At 65.7% G+C, this 17,520-nt stretch carries 17 protein-coding genes and 2 tRNA genes; 12 read left to right on the forward strand and 7 right to left on the reverse strand.

Annotated elements, in window-relative coordinates; translation table 11 throughout:
• Window positions 1–42 precede the first annotated feature (42 nt).
• From AC51GR_RS04520 to AC51GR_RS04530, 3 genes are all read left to right on the forward strand, one after another.
• Window positions 43–116 (forward strand) — tRNA-Met (locus tag AC51GR_RS04520).
• 206 nt (window positions 117–322) lie between these two features.
• Window positions 323–396 (forward strand) — tRNA-Met (locus AC51GR_RS04525).
• A gap of 147 nt (window positions 397–543) precedes the next feature.
• The gene (locus AC51GR_RS04530) at window positions 544–1,026 is read left to right on the forward strand and encodes a DUF5709 domain-containing protein (protein WP_496323425.1); all 483 of its coding nucleotides are present in this window, start codon (window positions 544–546) and stop codon (window positions 1,024–1,026) included.
• 170 nt (window positions 1,027–1,196) lie between these two features.
• On the opposite strand, the gene AC51GR_RS04535 is transcribed toward AC51GR_RS04530, so the two are convergent.
• The 4 genes from AC51GR_RS04535 to AC51GR_RS04550 form a co-directional block, all read right to left on the reverse strand.
• Window positions 1,197–1,529 carry a transglycosylase family protein gene (locus AC51GR_RS04535; RefSeq protein ID WP_496323426.1) on the reverse strand — a complete coding sequence of 111 codons (333 nt, stop codon included), beginning with the start codon at window positions 1,527–1,529 and terminating at the stop codon, window positions 1,197–1,199.
• Between the two features lie 335 nt (window positions 1,530–1,864).
• Complete coding sequence (locus tag AC51GR_RS04540; protein WP_496323427.1) at window positions 1,865–2,212, reverse strand: hypothetical protein; 348 nt, start codon at window positions 2,210–2,212, stop codon at window positions 1,865–1,867.
• A gap of 178 nt (window positions 2,213–2,390) precedes the next feature.
• Complete coding sequence (locus AC51GR_RS04545; protein ID WP_496323428.1) at window positions 2,391–3,614, reverse strand: acyl-CoA dehydrogenase family protein; 1,224 nt, start codon at window positions 3,612–3,614, stop codon at window positions 2,391–2,393.
• 64 nt (window positions 3,615–3,678) lie between these two features.
• The gene (locus tag AC51GR_RS04550) at window positions 3,679–5,046 is read right to left on the reverse strand and encodes an acyl-CoA dehydrogenase family protein (protein WP_496323429.1); all 1,368 of its coding nucleotides are present in this window, start codon (window positions 5,044–5,046) and stop codon (window positions 3,679–3,681) included.
• Window positions 5,047–5,330: 284 nt separating this feature from the next.
• Here AC51GR_RS04550 and AC51GR_RS04555 point away from each other — a divergent pair, with 284 nt between their 5' ends.
• Window positions 5,331–5,750 (forward strand): NINE protein, encoded by a 420-nt coding sequence (locus AC51GR_RS04555; protein WP_496323430.1) that lies wholly within the window; start codon window positions 5,331–5,333, stop codon window positions 5,748–5,750.
• Window positions 5,747–6,193, forward strand: coding sequence for a DUF2752 domain-containing protein (locus AC51GR_RS04560; protein WP_496323431.1), 447 nt, complete (start codon window positions 5,747–5,749; stop codon window positions 6,191–6,193). The genes AC51GR_RS04555 and AC51GR_RS04560 overlap by 4 nt, the downstream gene beginning before the upstream one ends.
• 85 nt (window positions 6,194–6,278) lie before the next feature.
• Here the strand turns inward: AC51GR_RS04560 and AC51GR_RS04565 are convergent, their stop codons facing one another.
• Entirely contained in the window at window positions 6,279–6,941 is a 663-nt protein-coding gene (locus AC51GR_RS04565; RefSeq protein ID WP_496323432.1) for an MBL fold metallo-hydrolase, read from the reverse strand.
• Between the two features lie 27 nt (window positions 6,942–6,968).
• Window positions 6,969–7,775 carry a histidinol-phosphatase gene (hisN, locus tag AC51GR_RS04570; RefSeq protein WP_496323433.1) on the reverse strand — a complete coding sequence of 269 codons (807 nt, stop codon included), beginning with the start codon at window positions 7,773–7,775 and terminating at the stop codon, window positions 6,969–6,971.
• Between the two features lie 67 nt (window positions 7,776–7,842).
• Here hisN and AC51GR_RS04575 point away from each other — a divergent pair, with 67 nt between their 5' ends.
• From AC51GR_RS04575 to smpB, 7 genes are all read left to right on the forward strand, one after another.
• A complete protein-coding gene (locus AC51GR_RS04575) occupies window positions 7,843–8,250 on the forward strand; it encodes a hypothetical protein (protein ID WP_496323434.1) in 408 nt (135 codons plus the stop codon).
• 48 nt (window positions 8,251–8,298) lie between these two features.
• Window positions 8,299–9,411: a peptide chain release factor 2 gene (gene prfB / locus AC51GR_RS04580; RefSeq protein ID WP_496323435.1), complete on the forward strand. Its 1,113-nt coding sequence runs from the start codon at window positions 8,299–8,301 to the stop codon at window positions 9,409–9,411.
• A 68-nt stretch (window positions 9,412–9,479) separates the two neighbouring features.
• Window positions 9,480–10,424, forward strand: coding sequence for a mechanosensitive ion channel family protein (locus AC51GR_RS04585; protein ID WP_496323436.1), 945 nt, complete (start codon window positions 9,480–9,482; stop codon window positions 10,422–10,424).
• Entirely contained in the window at window positions 10,421–10,915 is a 495-nt protein-coding gene (locus AC51GR_RS04590; protein WP_496323437.1) for an Rv3103c transmembrane domain-containing protein, read from the forward strand. The genes AC51GR_RS04585 and AC51GR_RS04590 overlap by 4 nt, the downstream gene beginning before the upstream one ends.
• Before the next feature lie 82 nt (window positions 10,916–10,997).
• Window positions 10,998–11,687, forward strand: coding sequence for a cell division ATP-binding protein FtsE (ftsE, locus tag AC51GR_RS04595; protein ID WP_482135295.1), 690 nt, complete (start codon window positions 10,998–11,000; stop codon window positions 11,685–11,687).
• A 97-nt stretch (window positions 11,688–11,784) separates the two neighbouring features.
• Entirely contained in the window at window positions 11,785–12,690 is a 906-nt protein-coding gene (gene ftsX, locus AC51GR_RS04600) for a permease-like cell division protein FtsX (protein ID WP_496323438.1), read from the forward strand.
• Between the two features lie 110 nt (window positions 12,691–12,800).
• Entirely contained in the window at window positions 12,801–13,274 is a 474-nt protein-coding gene (smpB, locus tag AC51GR_RS04605; RefSeq protein WP_495515097.1) for an SsrA-binding protein SmpB, read from the forward strand.
• Window positions 13,275–13,308: 34 nt separating this feature from the next.
• Here smpB and AC51GR_RS04610 read toward each other — a convergent pair whose 3' ends face one another.
• Complete coding sequence (locus tag AC51GR_RS04610) at window positions 13,309–17,220, reverse strand: WD40 repeat domain-containing protein (RefSeq protein WP_496323439.1); 3,912 nt, start codon at window positions 17,218–17,220, stop codon at window positions 13,309–13,311.
• Between the last annotated feature and the right edge of the window lie 300 nt (window positions 17,221–17,520).

Below are 17,520 nucleotides of genomic sequence, written 5' to 3' on the forward strand. Positions count from 1 at the left end.
ATTTGGAACTGAATGGGTCGGCCTGTAACGTTGTATTCACACCGCGGGGTGGAGCAGCTCGGTAGCTCGCTGGGCTCATAACCCAGAGGTCGCAGGTTCAAATCCTGTCCCCGCTACGAAGGTCAAGAGGCCCTCGAGACAATGTCTCGGGGGCCTCTTGCGTTGTCCGGTGACCAGGTAGCAAATCCCCGGCGTGCGGTCCGGGCGGGTGATGGGTTCTGTCCCGACGATGACTGTCTCCGGCGGCGGCCGGAAGCCGTTTACGTTGTCAGATAAGGCGATTTGGTTTCAGATGCCCTGCCCTGTAACGTTGTATTCACACCGCGGGGTGGAGCAGCTCGGTAGCTCGCTGGGCTCATAACCCAGAGGTCGCAGGTTCAAATCCTGTCCCCGCTACGAAGGTCAAGAGGCCCTCGAGACAATGTCTCGGGGGCCTTTTGCGCTGCTCTGCCGGTTGTTCTGTTTCGCAGCTGCGGGGTGTCTGCAGAATCCGCATCGGCAAGAGGGGTGCGCGGGGCCGGTCCTGGTGGCATCGTGAGAAGGATGACGAAGGAACTTCCCGACCACACGCCGGAGGGTTCGACCGGCGAATACAGCCTGGACGAGGACGATCAGCTCCAGCCCGGTGACACCCTCGATGACCGCGGCGTCGACGACGTCCTCGATGAGGGCTACTCGCCGCCGGAACGACCGTTGGGTACCGACAAGTTCGGTCTGACCCCCGCGGAGCAGGCCGCCGGGGAGAGCCTCGACCAGTATCTGGCGGAGGAAGAAGCGGATCCCGCTGCGCAGGCGTATCAGCCAGAGCCACCGAAAGACGATTGGCGCAGCGACGATTCCGACTACGATCCCGAGTTTCCGCTCGATGACGAGGTCGGCAACCGGCGGGCCGGGCGGCTGGTCGCGCCCGACGAGGGGACCGCGGTCCACGACGTTCAGGAACGGGTGGCGACCGACGCCGGAATCGACGGCGGCGCGGCCTCAGCCGAAGAAGCCGCCGTGCACGTCGTCGACGACGAGGACTGACCTCGGCCGCAACAAGCGTCTGGGGGTGCCCTCGGGTTCGGGGCACTGCCACCTCGCGGACGGGCCGATAGGCCGGTGTGGAGCCGTAGAAGGCCGGCAGTCGTGCATTGCGTGGTGGCCACCGCCGGAGCCAGGCGTTCGGCGCCGGCGGCGACCACTGATGGTTCTGGTCAGGCGTAGAGATTCTGCCCGCAGACCGGCCACGCGCCGACACCCTGTGTGGCAAGGACATTCTCGGCCACCCGGATCTGCTCTTCGCGGCTCGCATCGGATGCGACGCCGGCGCCACCATTGGCTTCCCAGGTCGACTGGCTGAACTGCAAGCCGCCGTAGTACCCGTTGCCGGTGTTGATCGCCCAGTCGCCGCCACTCTCGCACTGGGCGACTGCGTCCCAGTTGTGAGTCCCCTCCGCTGAGGCATTGGCGGCAAAAGCACCCAGTGGTGCCAGGGTCAGTGCACCGGCCACAGCGGTCCGCACCGCAAGTTTACGAATATCGGTCATTGGTTTCCTCCTCGCACCGCACCGCCCGAATATCGGGCAGCAGGGGGATCGGTGATCTTCCGTTGACGTACCCAGGTCCCTGAGCACGTTGGCGACAGTACGGGCGGATCGCAGAAAGATCACGGCGGAGGTGTTTCAGTGCTAAAAGAACAGTGCTGCTTGTGTTTTCGCTCGACGCAGGTCAGCGGGGAGAAATCCGCTGGAGTTCAAATGCGTGCTTGAACACCGATTGTGGCGGGGAACACAAAGACGCCGCCGGTTATGTCGGCTTGTTCTGCCGCCGAAAACCGTTGGGCCGCAAAGTTGGACCCGCCGCTTTATCGGTGGTGCTGCGGTCAGTAGTAGACCTCTTGCCGGACGATATGTGAAAACCGGCGGGCCTCGCGTTCACCGACTTTGTCCCAGAGGCTGAACGCAATTGGATTCAGTGTCAGGTCATAGGCGCCGAGGTGGTCGATGATATCGCCGAAGCTCCGTTTGAACTCGCCAACGCCGTGCAGTGGGTGCGTCCGGTCGCGGGCCTGCGCGAACTTCATCGCGAAGGCTCCGGCGATGACCCCGCCGCAGCTCCCACTGCGTGCGAAGAACAGTTGTCCGTCGCCCAGGGATTCGTATCCCGTCCAGCAGGAGGAGTAGTACTCGAAATCGCGGATCCGATACCGCTTGCCGGCCGTTGCCGTCATGAGGTCGTACGGGACGCGGCAGCCTCATCGAATCGGATTCTGGGCTCGACCTTGGCCTGACGTGCACCTCGGACCGACACTGAGGAATCTCCTGGCCGGGACAACGCAGAGAGTCCCGTCGGCAACCCCTCGATGCCGCGGGACTCTCTGCGATGGCGGTGCCCAATCGCCGCGATGCCTACTTGAGTTCGGCGCTGCTCTTGCCGAGAACCCGTCGGGCGATGATCAGGTTCTGGATCTGCTGTGTGCCTTCGAAGATGTCGAGGATCTTCGAGTCACGGGCCCACTTCTCGAGCAGGAGACGCTCTGAATAGCCCAGCGTGCCGGCGAGCTCCACGGTCTTGGTCGTCACGTCGGTCACGGTGCGACCTGCCTTCGCCTTCGACATCGAAGCCTCTTTCGAGTTCGGCTCCTTGTTGTCGGCCATCCACGCCGCCCGCAGCGAATGCAGGTATGCCGCTTCGTAATCCGATTCCATGCGGATGAACTCGGCCGCCGCGGCATGTTGGTTGTTGACCGGTTTGTCGTAGTCGATCTCGACGCCGGCTTCCTCGAGCAGTCTGCGTAGCTCTTCCAGTGCAGCGCGCGTGACACCGACAGCCATCGCGGCGACCAGCGGGCGGGTGTTGTCGAAGGTCTGCATGACCCCGCCGAAACCCTTCTTGACGTCGACGTCCGGGGAGCCGAGCAGGTTTTCGGCCGGGACCCGGACATTTTCGAAGCGCAGGACGGCGGTATCGGAGACCTTGATTCCGAGCTTGTGCTCGAGGCGTACGACCGTGAGGCCTTCGCTGTCGCGGGGCACCACGAAACTCTTGATCGCCGCGCGGCCCAGGCTCTTGTCGACCGTTGCCCAGACCACGATGTGGCTCGCGCGCGAACCGGCGGTGACGAAGATCTTCTCGCCGTTGATGAGGTAGTCGTCGCCGTCGCGGGTGGCCGTGGTCGACACCGCGGCCGAATCGGATCCGAAGCTCGGTTCGGTGATGGCCATCGCGGCCCACACCTTGCCGAACTTGGCGATCTGCTCATCGGTTGCGACCGCGGCGATGGCGGCGTTGCCCAGGCCCTGGTACGGAATGGTCAACATCATTCCGGCGTCGCCCCAACAGGTTTCGAGTGCGTTGAGCACCGACTGCATGTTGCCGCCGTTGACCACCGCGCCGGCGGGGAGTTCTTTCTTGTTCTTCTGCTGGCTGCGGCCACCATCGGCCCCGGCGCCGGCAGCACCGGCCTCGGTCAGCCCGTCGTACAGGCTCGCCAGGGTGTCGAGCTCGACCGGGTAGTCGTGCTCACGCAGGTCGTACTTGCGGGAGATGGGCCGGAAGATCTGGGCAGCGGCCTGGTGGGCCTGGTCGACCGTCGCGTTCAGCTTCCGGGGAAGCTCGAGATTGATAGCCATATCTGTTGTCTTTCAGATAGAGAGTGACGTCGGGGCGAATGGGGGAGCCGTGGGCGGGTGTCCGCTAGAGGACAACGATGCCCTCGCCGATGGCGGCGCCGCGCAGGTCGCGGAACCAGCGCTCCACCGGATGCTCCTTGGTGAATCCGTGTCCGCCGAGCAGTTGGACACCGTCCGAGCCGATCTGCATGCCCTTGTCGGCGGTGAGCTTGCGGGCCAGGGCGGCCTCGCGGGCGAACGACAGCCCCTGCTCGGCGCGGGCGGCACCGCGGAGGGTGACCAGACGAATCGAGTCGAGCTCGGTTGCCATGTTGGCCACCATGAATGCCACCGCCTGGCGATTGGAGATCGGTTCGCCGAAGGCTTCGCGTTCGTTGACGTAGGGGATGACGTAGTCGAGGACTGCGTGGGCGGTACCCACGGCCAGTGACGACCAGCCCAGGCGCGAGAGCCGGACGACGTCGCGGTAGGCCGCGGCTGCGGCCTCACCCTCTTCTTCGCCGAGCAGCGCCCCGGTGGGTACGACGACATCGGTCAGCAGCAGTCGGCCCATTCCGGCTGCGCGAACACCCATCCCCGGATCGGCTTCTACGACAAGGCCCTTGGTGCCGGACTCGACGATGAACAGTGCGGGACGACCGTCGAGCTGCGCACCGATGATGAACAACTCCGACGAAGCCGCGGCCGGGACGAACGACTTGACGCCGCTGAGCCGGTATCCGCTCGGGACGCGAGTTGCCTTGGTCTGCAATGACATTGCGTCGAACAAAGGCCTCGGCTCGGCGACGACAACTGCTGACTGTGGCACGTTCTCACTGGCGAAGGCGGGCAGGTAGGTCTTCTGCTGCGCGTCGCTGCCGAACTGGGTCAGGGTGGTGGCCACGCCGCTCGGGGCGAGCAGAGGCAGGGCCAGGCCCATGTCGCCGTACGCCATCGCCTCGGCGACCAGAGAATTGGTGACCACGCCGCGCTCGCCGGCGGCCCCGTCGAACTCCTCGGGGACGTTCACCATGGTGATGCCCAATTCCGCGCTGCGGGTGAGGATCTCAGGTGGCGTGGCAGCGGCGGCATCGGCGTCGTAGGCGGCCGGGCGCAGGATCTCGACCGCGAACTCCTTGACGGTGTCCGCGATCATCTTCTGCTCGTCGTCCGGATAGAGGTTGAAGTAATCCTTGGGGGCGGTGGTCAGCCGCTTGGCCTTGCCGCCACCCTGTGCTGCGGCGAACGCGCGGTTGGCGGCGCCGATCGTCTTGAATCCGGTTTTGGTGCCCTCGTATGCAATCCGGTTGAGTGGTTCGCGAATCTTGTACTTGTCGGCGAACTCGGAACCCGTCACCGTGGTCAGCACCCGCATTGCGGTACCGATCGCGGAGCGTCGACGGGGGTTCTTGCCAACAGCGGACGTGTCGCGGGGCTCGGTATGAGTACTCATTCTCACCAGCTTGTCTCGTGCGTGTACGGGCTGACTGCCGTCCGGACGGTGCCCGGACGGGGGCTGATCTTACTCAGCAGTAAGAACGACCTTACTCCGGAGTAAGGTGCTTTGTCACGCAGGCGGGAAGGGTACCGCGGCGGTGGAGTCCCGTGGACAGATAATGGGTCGGCGATAATCTCCATCGACGCTGGTCAGGCTAGTGATCCGTCGGCGTCATTCAATCAATGACATTTTTGGTCGCCGGGTGTCCAAGACCACCTTTGTGGCTTATCGTTCCTCCCATGACGCAACCTCCTCCCGGCTTCCCGCCGCCGCCGCCCCAGCCGATGGGCGGCCCCCAGAACGACACCTTCATCGTCTCGCTGTTCGGTCAGGAACAGGGCCCGATGGGCTACCAGGATCTGGCCGGGTTGGTCCGATCCGGTCAGGTCAAGCCCGAGACGCAGATTCGTACCCAGACCAGTAGCTGGTTCCCGGTTTCCCAGGTCCCCGGTCTGTTCTCCTCGAAGGAGTGGCTGACCGCCCTGTTGATCTCCGTGTTCGTCGGTGGCTTCGGTATCGACCGCTTCTACCTCGGATACACCGGCCTGGGTATCGCCAAGCTCCTCACCTGTGGTGGGCTGGGCATATGGACGCTCATCGACATCGTGCTCATCGCGATGCGCAAGGTCCCCGACTCGGACGGCCTGCCGCTGAAGTGACGGCCCTGCCGACGTTGCCGCACCGGCGACGACCCGAACGAACTGTTCGGGTCGCGGCCGGTGTCGGTGCCGCGGCGATCGTCACGGCGTTCGCCGTCACGCCGGCGATGAGTACCTCCGGTCCCACGATGTGTCCGATGCGTCTGGTGACCGGTCTTCCCTGTCCCGGTTGTGGTTTGACCCGCAGTTGGACCGCTGCGGCCCACGGGCATTTTGCCGACGCCTTCTCGTACAACCTCTTCGGTCCGATCAGCCTGCTTGCCGTCGCCGCGTTCGTGATCGCGGTGGCCGTGTTGCAGGTGCGCAAGCGGCCGATGACGCCGGTTGTCCGCGTTCTGCGGGATCCCCTCGTCATCGCTGTCGTGGCGCTGTGGGTGCTCTACGGGATCGCCCGCGTGATCGATCAACTCGCCGGTACCGGGATCTTCCTCGACATCGCATAACCCCCCTCGTCCGCCCGAATACGCACTGTCCTGGCGCAATTACGCCTGGACAGTGAAAATTTGGGTGGAGCATCGGCGGCTTGGCCTAGGTGAGAGTCAGTGCGTCCTGATCGGGGAGGACGATGAATTCGGTTGCCGGATCACTCATCTCGGACAGGCGGGCATAGTGCATGTTCAGCCCTGAGTTGTTGAGCAGACCCTGATGGATCGGGAAACTCAGGCGTGGGCTCACCGCGCGGAGGTAATCGATGGCCTCGCTGATCTTCATCCACGGCGCCATCGTCGGCATCGCGAGCACGTCGACCTTCTCGTCCGGGACGAACAATGAATCGCCCGGATGCATGAGTTGCGCCGGATTCTTGTTGTCGCCCAGCAGATATGCCACGTTGTCGATGGTGGGGATGTCCGGGTGGATCACCGCGTGGGTGCCGCCGGCGATGCGTGCGGTGAGCGCGCCGATGGCGAACTGCTGACCCGGGTGGGCGGCGGTCCAGGTGCCGGCGACGTCGTCGCCGTTGAGTTGTGCGGTCGTCTGTGGGTCGGCGTACAGCACCGCATCGGGATTGCCGGCCACCAGGTCCGGCAATGCCGCCACATCGACGTGGTCGGGGTGCTGATGGGTGATCAAGATGGCGTCGAGGCCGGTGACACCGGTGAATCCGTGCGAGAAGTTGCCCGGATCGAACAGCACCTTGGTTCCGTCGAGTTCGACGAGGATGCAGGAATGCCCAAAATGTGTGATCTGCATGAGATCAAGTATGCGCCCGGGCAGGCCTCACTTCGAAGTCAGTGCTGCCAGAACCGGCTCGTGCAGGAGCCCGTTGGAAGCCACCGCGCTGCCCTGATGTGGCCCGGTGATTCCGTCGAGACCGGTGAACGCGCCGCCGGCCTCCCGCACCAGGATGTCGAGCGCGGCCAGATCCCACAGCGACACCTCTGGTTCGGCGGCGATGTCCACGGCGCCCTCGGCAACGAGACAGTAGTTGTAGAAGTCGCCGTAACCCCGGACCCGCCAGACGGCGTCGGACAGGTCGATGAACTGATCGCGGATGCCGCGGTCGCGCCAGCCCGACAGGCTCGAGAAGGCCAGGCTCGCCGAGACGACGTCGGACACCCGGGACACCTGGATACGCCGAACCGAGCCGTCGGGGGACTGGGCGAAGGCCCCGTCCCCGGCGCTGGCCCACCATCGACGGCCCAGCGCGGGTGCGCTGACGACACCGACCTGGGGAACGCCGTCGGTGAGCAGCGAGATCAGGGTCGCCCATACCGGGACGCCGCGGACGAAGTTCTTGGTGCCGTCGATCGGATCGATCACCCATTGGCGTCCGGTCAGCGCCACGTCGCCACCGAACTCCTCGCCGAGGACCGCGTCGTCGGGCCGAATCTGCTGGAGCTCGTTTCGTACGCCCGTCTCGACCGCCAGATCGGCGTCGGATACCGGCGTGAGATCGGGCTTGGAATCAACGTGCAGGTCGATGGCGCCGAACCGGTCCATGGTGATGATGTCCGCGAGTTCGGCCAGCGACAACGCGAGCTCCAGATCGCTCGAAGCGTTCGGCAGGCCACTTGAGTCGGTCACGGTTTGCCACGCTACCCGGCACTAACCTGGTAGCCACCGACCCCACCACTTGAGGAGCCGACCGGCCATGTTCGAGATCATCATCATCCTCATGTTTGCGGCGATGCTCGGCGCCGTCCTCGTCCAGTGGCGGCGCTCGCGGCCGGGACAACCTGCCGCCGGTGCGGCGGGGGACCGCCGTTTCGTCGACCGCGTACCCGGCACGTTGACGGTGACGGGGGTTTCCGACAAGCCCGTCGAAGGGGACAGGAACAACCAGGTCTTCTGCACGGTCTCCGGCACCATCACCGGTCCGGACACGGCTCCGACCGAGGTCTACGGCCGTTTCGTGGTCACCATGGCGATGAGCTGGCCGTCGGTCGGGGACGAGATCCCGGTGACCTACAAACCCGGCAAGGCCGAGACGACGTGGGAGATCGCCGGGCCGATCGGGGACGAACCGGGCGGCGCCGGTCCCAACTTGCGCAAAGATTAGAAGTGCGCAGATAGGACTCTGTCCCCGCGACCGGTAACCTGAGTGACCGTGCATCCAGACGTTTCAGCAGACCTCGACGCCCTCGATTCGACCCTGACCACAGTGGAGAAGGTTCTCGACCTCGAGGAGCTCCGCCGACGGATCGACGAACTCGAGCATCAGGCCGCCGATCCGGAGCTGTGGAACAACCAGGAGCACGCCCAGAAGGTGACCAGCGAGCTCTCGCATGCGCAGACCGAACTGCGCCGGGTCTCCGAGCTGCGCCAGCGTGTCGAGGACATGCCGCTGCTCTACGAACTCGCCGAATCCGAAGAGGGTGACTCCCGGGTCGAGGCGCTCGCCGACGCCGACGCAGAGCGTGCCTCCCTGCGCACCGACATCGAGGCGATGGAGGTCAAGACCATGCTCGCCGGTGAGTACGACCACCGTGACGCACTGGTCAACATCCGTTCCGGCGCCGGGGGCGTGGACGCCGCCGACTGGGCGGAGATGCTGATGCGCATGTACATCCGCTGGGCCGAGAAACACGATCACAAGGTCGAGGTCTACGACACCTCCTACGCCGAAGAGGCCGGCCTCAAGTCCGCGACGTTCGCCGTGAAGGGGCCGTACATGTACGGCACGCTCTCCATCGAAATGGGCACCCACCGGCTCGTGCGCATCAGCCCATTCGACAACCAGGGTCGCCGGCAAACGTCCTTCGCAGAGGTCGAGGTGCTCCCTGTGGTCGAAACCACAGACCACATCGACATCCCGGAAACCGAACTGCGCGTTGATGTTTACCGATCGTCGGGCCCGGGTGGACAGTCTGTGAACACCACCGACTCCGCTGTGCGGCTCACACACATCCCGACCGGTATCGTGGTGACTTGTCAGAACGAGAAGAGCCAATTGCAGAACAAGGCAGCCGCCCTGCGGGTGCTGCAGGCAAAGCTTCTCGAACGTAAACGCAAAGAAGAGCGCGCCGAAATGGACGCTCTCAAGGGCGACGGCGGGTCCAGCTGGGGCAACCAGATGCGGTCATATGTGCTGCATCCGTACCAGATGGTCAAAGACCTGCGGACCGAATACGAGGTCAACAATCCGACCGCGGTGCTCGATGGTGACATCGACGGATTCATCGAGTCGGGCATCCGGTGGAGGATGGCTCAGAGCGCCTGATCGGCTGAGGCCGGCCGGGCGCGTACGTGAGCGGCCCGCAGTCACGCACGACGCGAAGGAGCAATTGAGTGGTGCATGACGTCAGCGCATTGACGACGACGGCCGCAAGCGGCGGTGTGGCCGGATCCGACCGGCTCATCCAATGGTTGTCGCTGCAGGGGCTGTCGATCCTGCTGTGGGTGGTCGGCGCCTTGTTGGCGACCCGGTTCATCCAGTGGATGGTCAACAAGATCACCACCCGGATCGACGCCGGTTTCACCGAATCCGACGCCCTGGTGCGATCGGAGGCCATCAAACATCGTCATTCGGTCGCGCAGGTGCTGGCATGGGGAGCCATCGCGGTCGTCTACATCATCGCCGGTTTCAGCATCGTCCGTGAGCTCGGCGTACCCATCACCGGGTTCGTGGCGCCGGCGACAGTGCTCGGTGCGGCCCTGGGTTTCGGTGCACAGCGCATCGTGCAGGACCTGCTCTCGGGTTTCTTCATCATCACCGAGAAGCAGTACGGCTTCGGCGACGTCGTCAGTCTGGCGATCGTGGGTTCGGCCGAACCGGCAGAGGGCACCGTCGAGGACGTCACCCTGCGGATCACCAAATTGCGCTCCGCCGACGGCGAGATGATCACCATCCCGAATGGGCAGATCGTGAAGGCCATCAACCTGTCGAAGGACTGGGCGCGGTCGGTGGTCGACATCCCGTTGCCGATCGGGGTGGACATGGGCCGGGTCAACGACCTGATCGCCCAGATCGGTCATCAGGCGTTCAACGACACCCGCATGCGCAAGCTGCTGCTCGACGAACCGACCGCGATGGGCGTCATCGACATCGAGGTCGACACCATGACCGTGCGGATCGTGGCGCGAACCCTGCCCGGACGCCAGTTCGAGGTCAGCCGTGATCTGCGATCGCGACTCGTCCGCGCATTCGGCCGGGCCGGGATCGCGCTGGCCCCCGGGTCCGCCATCGAAACCGATGCGGTTGATCCCGCCGTTGCGGAGGAGGCACGTCGATGAGCGACCACACGCCGACGAACCCGACCCCTACCAACCCGACCCCCGCCCACTCGGCCCCGCCGAGGAAATCGCTGTGGGATCGGATCCCGCGGCGGTTGTTCCGCGGGAAGGTCCGGACCACCACGGTCGTCTTGGTGGTGCTGTTCCTCGGGGCCCTGGCCCTGTACGGCCAGCGGTCCGAGCACTACGAAAAGATTGACGAGCAGAACCGGCAGGCCCAGTCCGAGCAGGTGCAGCAGCGCAGAACCCCCACCCCGGTCCCCGAGACGTCCACGCCGGAGCCGGAGTACAGCGAGACCCCGGAGACCACCTGGACGCCGTCGACCACCACGACGATCCCCGAGACCGACCAGCCCGTCGAGACGACGGAGCAGGAGCGAAACGGAAACGCGCCGCAGACCGGGACGATACCGCCGCCGACATCGACCTCTCAGTCGACGCGGGGATTGCTGCCCGGACTGGAACTGCCGACGACGAGCATCGCTCCGTGAATCGCGTCACCGGGAACTGCGCCCGGCCCGCCCGGGCCCGCCTGAGCGGGTTGTCGCAAATCCGTGGTTACACTGGCAGACCGTGATCAGCGTCAAGAATGTGACGATGCAGTACAAGGCATCGACCCGGCCCGCACTGCGGGATCTGTCCCTCGACGTCGACAAAGGCGATTTCACGTTCCTCATCGGGCCTTCGGGCTCGGGTAAGTCGACATTCTTTCGTCTGCTCCTGAAAGAGGACAAACCCACCACGGGTGATGTCTACGTCGGCGACTTCCACGTCAACAAGCTGCCCAGCCGCAAGGTGCCGAAGCTGCGCCAGTCGGTGGGATGTGTCTTCCAGGACTTCCGGCTGTTGCAACAGAAGTCGGTGGCCGAGAACGTGGCGTTCGCCCTCGAGGTCATCGGCAAGCCGCGCAGCACCGTCGACAAGGTCGTGCCCGAGGTGCTGGAATACGTCGGACTGTCCGGCAAGGCCGACCGCATGCCGTACGAGCTCTCCGGCGGTGAGATGCAGCGGGTGGCGATCGCCCGCGCCATTGCGAACCGGCCCCTGCTCCTACTCGCCGACGAGCCGACCGGAAACCTCGATCCCGACACCAGTCGCGAGATCGTCGAGGTCCTCGACCGGGTGAACCGCCGCGGGACCACCGTGGTGATGGCCACCCATGACCGGGCGATCGTCGATTCCATGCGCCGCCGGGTCCTCGAGTTCAGCAACGGCCGCCTCGCCCGCGACGACGAGCACGGCGTCTACGGCCTCGGCGGCTGACCCCGCGGCTCAGACGCAGCGCAGCAGAGCTCGACCCGTGTAACGACCCTCACGACTTCACTTCTGCAGTCCCGACCGGGAGGACACCCCAACTCACATGCGTGCGAGTTTCATATTGAGCGAGGTCCTCAACGGACTGCGCCGCAATATCACCATGACCATGGCCATGATCATCACCACCGCCATCACCCTGGGCATGTTCGGCGCGGGTCTGCTGGTGGTCCAGATGGCCGACAAGACGCAGGACATCTTCCTCGACCGGGTGGAGATGCAGATCTTCATCTCCGATGAGGTGACCGATGCCGACCCGAATTGTCAGACCGCTCCCTGCCTGACGTTGCGCGAACAGATCGAGGCGGCGGACGGGGTCGATTCGGTGCAGTACATCGACCGGGCCGCGGCTTTCCGTGACGCCACGACGAAGACCTTCGCCAACAACCCCGATATCGCGGCGTTGGTCCGCGAGGACACGTTGCCGGCATCGTTCAAGGTCCGGATGGCCGACCCGGATCAGTTCGGGGCCGTGCTCGACGAGTTCCGCGATGCCGAAGGCGTCGACAGTGTCCTGGATCAGCGAGAACTGGTGAGCCGGATCTTCAGCGTCCTCGACGGTGCGCGCAACGCCGCGTTCACCATCGCCCTGGTGCAGGCGATCGCGGCGATCCTGTTGATCGCGAACACGGTCCAGGTGGCCGCCTACACCCGGCGGACCGAGGTGGGCATCATGCGGTTGGTCGGTGCCACCCGCTGGTACACCCAGCTGCCGTTCCTGTTGGAGGCGGTGATCGCGACCCTGGTCGGTTCGTTGCTGGCGATCGCCGGACTCTTCGGGGCCAAGGCGTTGTTCTTCGATCGCGCCCTGCAGGACCTGTACGGGGTCAACATCCTGGCCAAGATCGAGATCTCGGACGTGCTGTTCGTCGCGCCGTGGCTGGTCATCATCGGTGTGGTGATGTCGAGCCTGACCGCCTACGCGACGCTGCGTTTCTACGTCCGAGAATAAGGATGCGACACCCCCGCCTGCTGCTGTGTATTGTTGCGGGGCCATCGATGACGCCGCCGCGACCCGGACGGGACCGCGGCCGATCGGCGAACTGAGAGTAGGTGACGAGGATGAAGGAAAAGGGCCGCAAGGCAATTGCCACGAACCGTAAGGCGCGGCACAACTACGCCATCCTCGACACCTATGAGGCCGGGGTCGCGTTGCTGGGCACCGAGGTGAAGAGCCTGCGCGAAGGCAAGGCCTCGTTGGTGGACGCGTTCGCGACCGTCGACAACGGTGAGGTCTGGCTCCGCGGCTTGCACATCCCGGAATACGGCAACGGCTCCTGGACCAACCACGCGCCGCGGCGCAGTCGCAAACTGTTGTTGCACCGCAAGGAGATCGACGGCCTGGTCGGCAAGATCCGGGACGGCAACCTGACCCTGGTGCCGCTGTCGATGTATTTCAACGACGGCAAGGTCAAGGTCGAATTGGCGCTCGCGCGAGGCAAACAGGCCCACGACAAGCGTCACGATCTGGCCAAACGCGACGCCGAACGCGAGGTCACCCGGGAGTTGGGTCGTCGCGTGAAGGGTATGCGCTGACCGACTGTCGGGACCTTCTGTCCTCGGCCCGATCTCAGCCCGGCACTGATTCGTTTCCCGCGCACGTCTGGCGGTAAGGGATGTCGGGCAGCAGATCTCGCCATTTGCTCTCGGTCATCCCGCCGGCCGTGGCCTGGCAGAGTCCGGTGTCTGCCTTGACCTGGTGAGTCCACCAGCGCAGTGCACCGTTCTCGCCCGCGCCTGCCAGATGTTTGCCGTCGGGGCTGAAGGTGACCTTCCAGCGCACCGTGCCCGGGGGCGTAACCGTCCGTCCGATCGCGGTGGGATGGGTCATCTCGCGCAGGTCCCACATGCGCACGGTCTGGTCGTCGCTGCCCGTGGCGAGCATGGCGCCACTGGGGTCGAAGCCCACCGATCGCACTGTCGACTCGTGTCCGGTCACCTTCACCGGACTCGAGTCGAGCGCATCGAGCTTCCACAGTCGTACGGTCTGGTCGTCGCTGCCGGTTGCCACCCACCGGGAGTCCGGGCTGATCGCCACCGCGTTGATCGGTCCACCGTGTCCGGGGTAGACCTGGGACAAGGGCGCCCCCCGCTGCAGGTCCCACAGGTGCAGGTTCTTGTCACTGCTCGCCGCGGCCAGATACCGGCCGTCGGGGGAGAAGGTCACATCGTTGATCCAGCCCTGGGGTCCGGTCAGGGGTGCCCCCGAGGTGACCGGCTCACGCCGATCGGCCAGATTCCAGATCTGCACACTCTGGTCGTCGAAGGCTGTTGCCAGCGACCGGGAGTCGGGGGAGAAGGCCAGTCCGTGGGTGTATCGCGCGCGGGTGATCAGCGGAGCATCGAGCGGCCGGGGGGAGGCCGGGTCGGAGACGTCCCACAGTCGCACCTGCCCGGTGCCCAGGCTGCTGTACGCCAGCGTTCGACCGTCGCCGGACAATGCGATGGTCTCGATCTCCTGTGGTCCGGCCGGGTCCTCGAGCAGCGCCACCGGGCGCGGGGCGGAGCCTTCGGTGGTGTCCCACATCCGCACCGTGCCATCGCGTGAACCGGTTGCCATCAGGGACCCGGACGCGTTGAAGGCGGGTTGCGCGACCCGCCCGGTGTGGCCGAGGACCGTTCCGGCGGGCAGCGTCCAGAACCGGATGGCACCGTCCTGACCGCCGGTGATCAGTCGTCCTCCCGGACCGCCGAATGCGACGGTGGTCAGTCCACCGCTGCTGCCGGTCAACGGCTGCCCGAGCAGCACCGGACGCGACGGGTCGGTCAGGCTCCAGACCTTGGCCGTGCCGTCCCAACTGGCCGTGGCCAGCAGCGAGCCGTCGTGATTGAACTCGAGTGACCAGATCGCCGCGGTGTGGGCTTCGGCGGGAGCGCCCATCGCCCGGGGTGCCGCCCGGTCGGCCATCGACCACATCCGGATGGTCTGGTCGTCGCTCGCGGTGGCCAGCAGTGATCCGTCCGGGCTGAATCTGACGGCGTGCACGGTCGCGTCGTACTCGGTGAGGGGCGTGCCGAGCTGCTGCGCAGCCGACGGGTCGCCGGTGTCCCAGACGATCGCGGTGCGGTCATCGCTGCCGGTGACCAGGGTGTTGCCGTCGGGGGAGAAGGCCAGGGTCCGAAGTGCGTCACCATGCGCGGCCAGGACCCGGGTCTGCCCGGTCTGAAGGTTCCACAGTCGTGCGGTGTGGTCGTCGCCCGCGGTGGCGATCCAGCGCGTCACTCCGTCGGCCTCGGGACGTACGGCTATCTGGTAGAGGGCCCCGCTGTGTCCGGTGAGTGGTGTGGCCGCGCGCAGGTGTGCCTGGGCCGGGTCCGTGACATCCCAGGCCTGGACGACGCCGTCACCGTCGCCGGAGAACAGGGTGTCACCGTCGGTGGAGTATTCGACGCTGGTGATCCACGACTGGTGTCCGGCCAGCGGCTGACCGATCGGGGTCGGCAGACCGGTTCCCGACTCCTGCCACAAACGGACGGTGCGGTCGTAGCTTGCGGTCGCGACCAGATCGCGATTGCTGATGGCGACGTCGTAGACGGCGCCTTGATGTCCGTCGACCACACTGGCCAGCGCGGATGTCTGGGTGCCCATCAGCAGTGCACTGGGCCGCGGGTCGTCGGGGCGTTGTTCGGCGGCGGCCAGGGACAGCCGCGCCGAGATCGTCGGATCGACCGACTGCGTCAGTGCGGCCTGCGCCAGCAATGCGTTGAACTGTGCGTCGGAGCGATCGGCGTCGGCCTGACGTTGTTGCTGCACCGCGAGCAGTGCCGCCATCGCGGTGGTGAGCAGCAGGATCACCAGCAGCAGGACCAGGCCGCGGCGCAGCCGGGAGACGCGGCGGGACGATTCCCGGGCGGCGCGCAGGAACTCGACGGTGGTCGGGGAGATCGGACTGCGGGCGTTCTTCTGCCACTCGGTCGCCGCTGCCAGCCGGGTGCCGCTGTAGAGCAGCGACCGATCGTTGTCGCCCGCTTGCCATTCGCGGGCGTCCGCGTCGACCCGTTGCCGGCGCAGGACGTCTTCGCGGTCGTCGTCGAGCCATTGCGACAGCCGTGGCCATGCTTCGATCACCGCCTCGTGGGCCAACGTGGTCCCGCGCTCGTCATGGACGATGATGCGTGCCTGGCCGAGCGCGTCGAGGATCGCCGGGGCCTGCGGATGCCGGTTGCGCAGTTCGAGCGTCGGGACGTGCCGCCGGGTTCCGCGCCCGTCCTCCCCGATGTGGATCATGTGCAGCAGCAGGTCGCGGGCGACCTCACGCTGGATGTCGGTGAACTGTGCCCAGCGCTCTTCGGCGCTCAGGGTGATGGCGCCATGGACACCGCCGGTCTCGCGGTAACCGGCCAGGGTGAGGACGTTGCCCGACCTGGCCTCCCAGGTGCGGTGCAGCGCATGCGCCAGCAGGGGGAGTACCCCCGGATCGGACGGGACCGCGGTTGCGCTCCGCGAGGCGACACCGAGATCGGACAGGATGACGTCGACGAGTCCGTCGGCCACGGAGAGCCCGACCGCGGCCGCCGGCCCGACGATGGCCGAGGTGAGATCGGCGCGCGACATCCGGCCGAGCACCATCTGGTTGTGCACCAGCGAATCGGTGAGTGCGGGTAGTTCGACACACTGCTGGTAGAAGTCCGAACGCACCGCGACGACCACGCCGGCGCAACTGCCCGGCGTGCCCGATTCTTTGCCCGGCAGTTCGGTCAGCATGGAGATGAATGCCGAGCGCTCGACATCGTTGCAGTTGGTGAAGACCTCTTCGAACTGGTCGACGGCCAGTACCCGCGGAGTGGGGGGAGCCTCCGAACCCAAAGCCTCGGTGAGCGCCTGGGTGGGTCGGGTGCCCGGGGTCATGGAGGTGACCGTGTGGTTGGCGCCGATCGCGACGGCGAAGCCGGCCTGCAGGAGCGAGGATTTACCCGACCCCGACGCGCCGACCACAAAGGTCAGTCGTCGGGATCCGAGGTTGGCGGTGAATCGCTCGACCAGGATCGAGACCGCCTTGGTCCGCCCGAAGTAGAAGTCGGTGTCGGAATCGGACAGGGCGGTCAGGCCGGGGTACGGGCAGACGTCCGGGCGCGCGGCAGCAGGCCCCTCCGCAGCTTTCGGGCGGGTCTCCTTGGCCCTTTCCGCGATCGCCGGTGAGGTCAACGCCTCGTTCCACAGGTTCTGCCATTCGACCATCGAGTACAGGCCGCGGGACGGCGGTTCGGGCCGTCGCTTCCGGGCGGCTGCGATGAGCACGCGGAGTGTGGCCGCGAGCCCGTCGAACCTGGCGGGGACGTTCCGGCCCGTTCGCCAATCCGACAGTCGTTGCGGGGAGACGGCACCGGCACGGGGTGAGTCCCCGATGAGCAGGGATGTGGACGCCCGGGAGGCGAGGGATTTGAGTGCCGGCGATCCGGCGGTCTCGTGCAACAGACGGAAGCGTGCCGCGAACTCCAGGCGAGCGTCGCGTGTGGCGATGCTCGGTGTGACGTCGTCCAACCCCGGTTCTGCCGATCTGTTCGAAGAGCTAAATGATTGTTGATCCTGCCAACTGCTTGCACAACCAAACGAGAGCCATGTCACACGATTTCCCCGCCCGGGCGGGCGCCGGTCTGGCTCGTACAGGATCCGGACCGGACAGGGATTCATGCCACGTGAACAGTACCTTTTCGGTCCGGCGAGTTCCCACAGGAGCCCAGACAGCGCTTTCACATAGAGGATTAGGTCTGCCTAACCAACTGCGAACTGGCCGTGGGTCCGGCCGGTCTCTGAGTTGGGGGCAATGCACAAGTCCCACGC

It is taken from the genome of Williamsia sp. z71, from assembly GCF_059553375.1.

Coding starts and splice junctions, on each gene's coding strand:
- AC51GR_RS04530 (WP_496323425.1), top strand. CDS start 544: ATGACGAAGGAACTTCCCGACCACACGCCGGAGGGTTCGACCGGCGAA.
- AC51GR_RS04535 (WP_496323426.1), bottom strand. CDS start 1,529: ATGACCGATATTCGTAAACTTGCGGTGCGGACCGCTGTGGCCGGTGCA.
- AC51GR_RS04540 (WP_496323427.1), bottom strand. CDS start 2,212: ATGACGGCAACGGCCGGCAAGCGGTATCGGATCCGCGATTTCGAGTAC.
- AC51GR_RS04545 (WP_496323428.1), bottom strand. CDS start 3,614: ATGGCTATCAATCTCGAGCTTCCCCGGAAGCTGAACGCGACGGTCGAC.
- AC51GR_RS04550 (WP_496323429.1), bottom strand. CDS start 5,046: ATGAGTACTCATACCGAGCCCCGCGACACGTCCGCTGTTGGCAAGAAC.
- AC51GR_RS04555 (WP_496323430.1), top strand. CDS start 5,331: ATGACGCAACCTCCTCCCGGCTTCCCGCCGCCGCCGCCCCAGCCGATG.
- AC51GR_RS04565 (WP_496323432.1), bottom strand. CDS start 6,941: ATGCAGATCACACATTTTGGGCATTCCTGCATCCTCGTCGAACTCGAC.
- AC51GR_RS04575 (WP_496323434.1), top strand. CDS start 7,843: ATGTTCGAGATCATCATCATCCTCATGTTTGCGGCGATGCTCGGCGCC.
- AC51GR_RS04590 (WP_496323437.1), top strand. CDS start 10,421: ATGAGCGACCACACGCCGACGAACCCGACCCCTACCAACCCGACCCCC.
- ftsX (WP_496323438.1), top strand. CDS start 11,785: ATGCGTGCGAGTTTCATATTGAGCGAGGTCCTCAACGGACTGCGCCGC.
- smpB (WP_495515097.1), top strand. CDS start 12,801: ATGAAGGAAAAGGGCCGCAAGGCAATTGCCACGAACCGTAAGGCGCGG.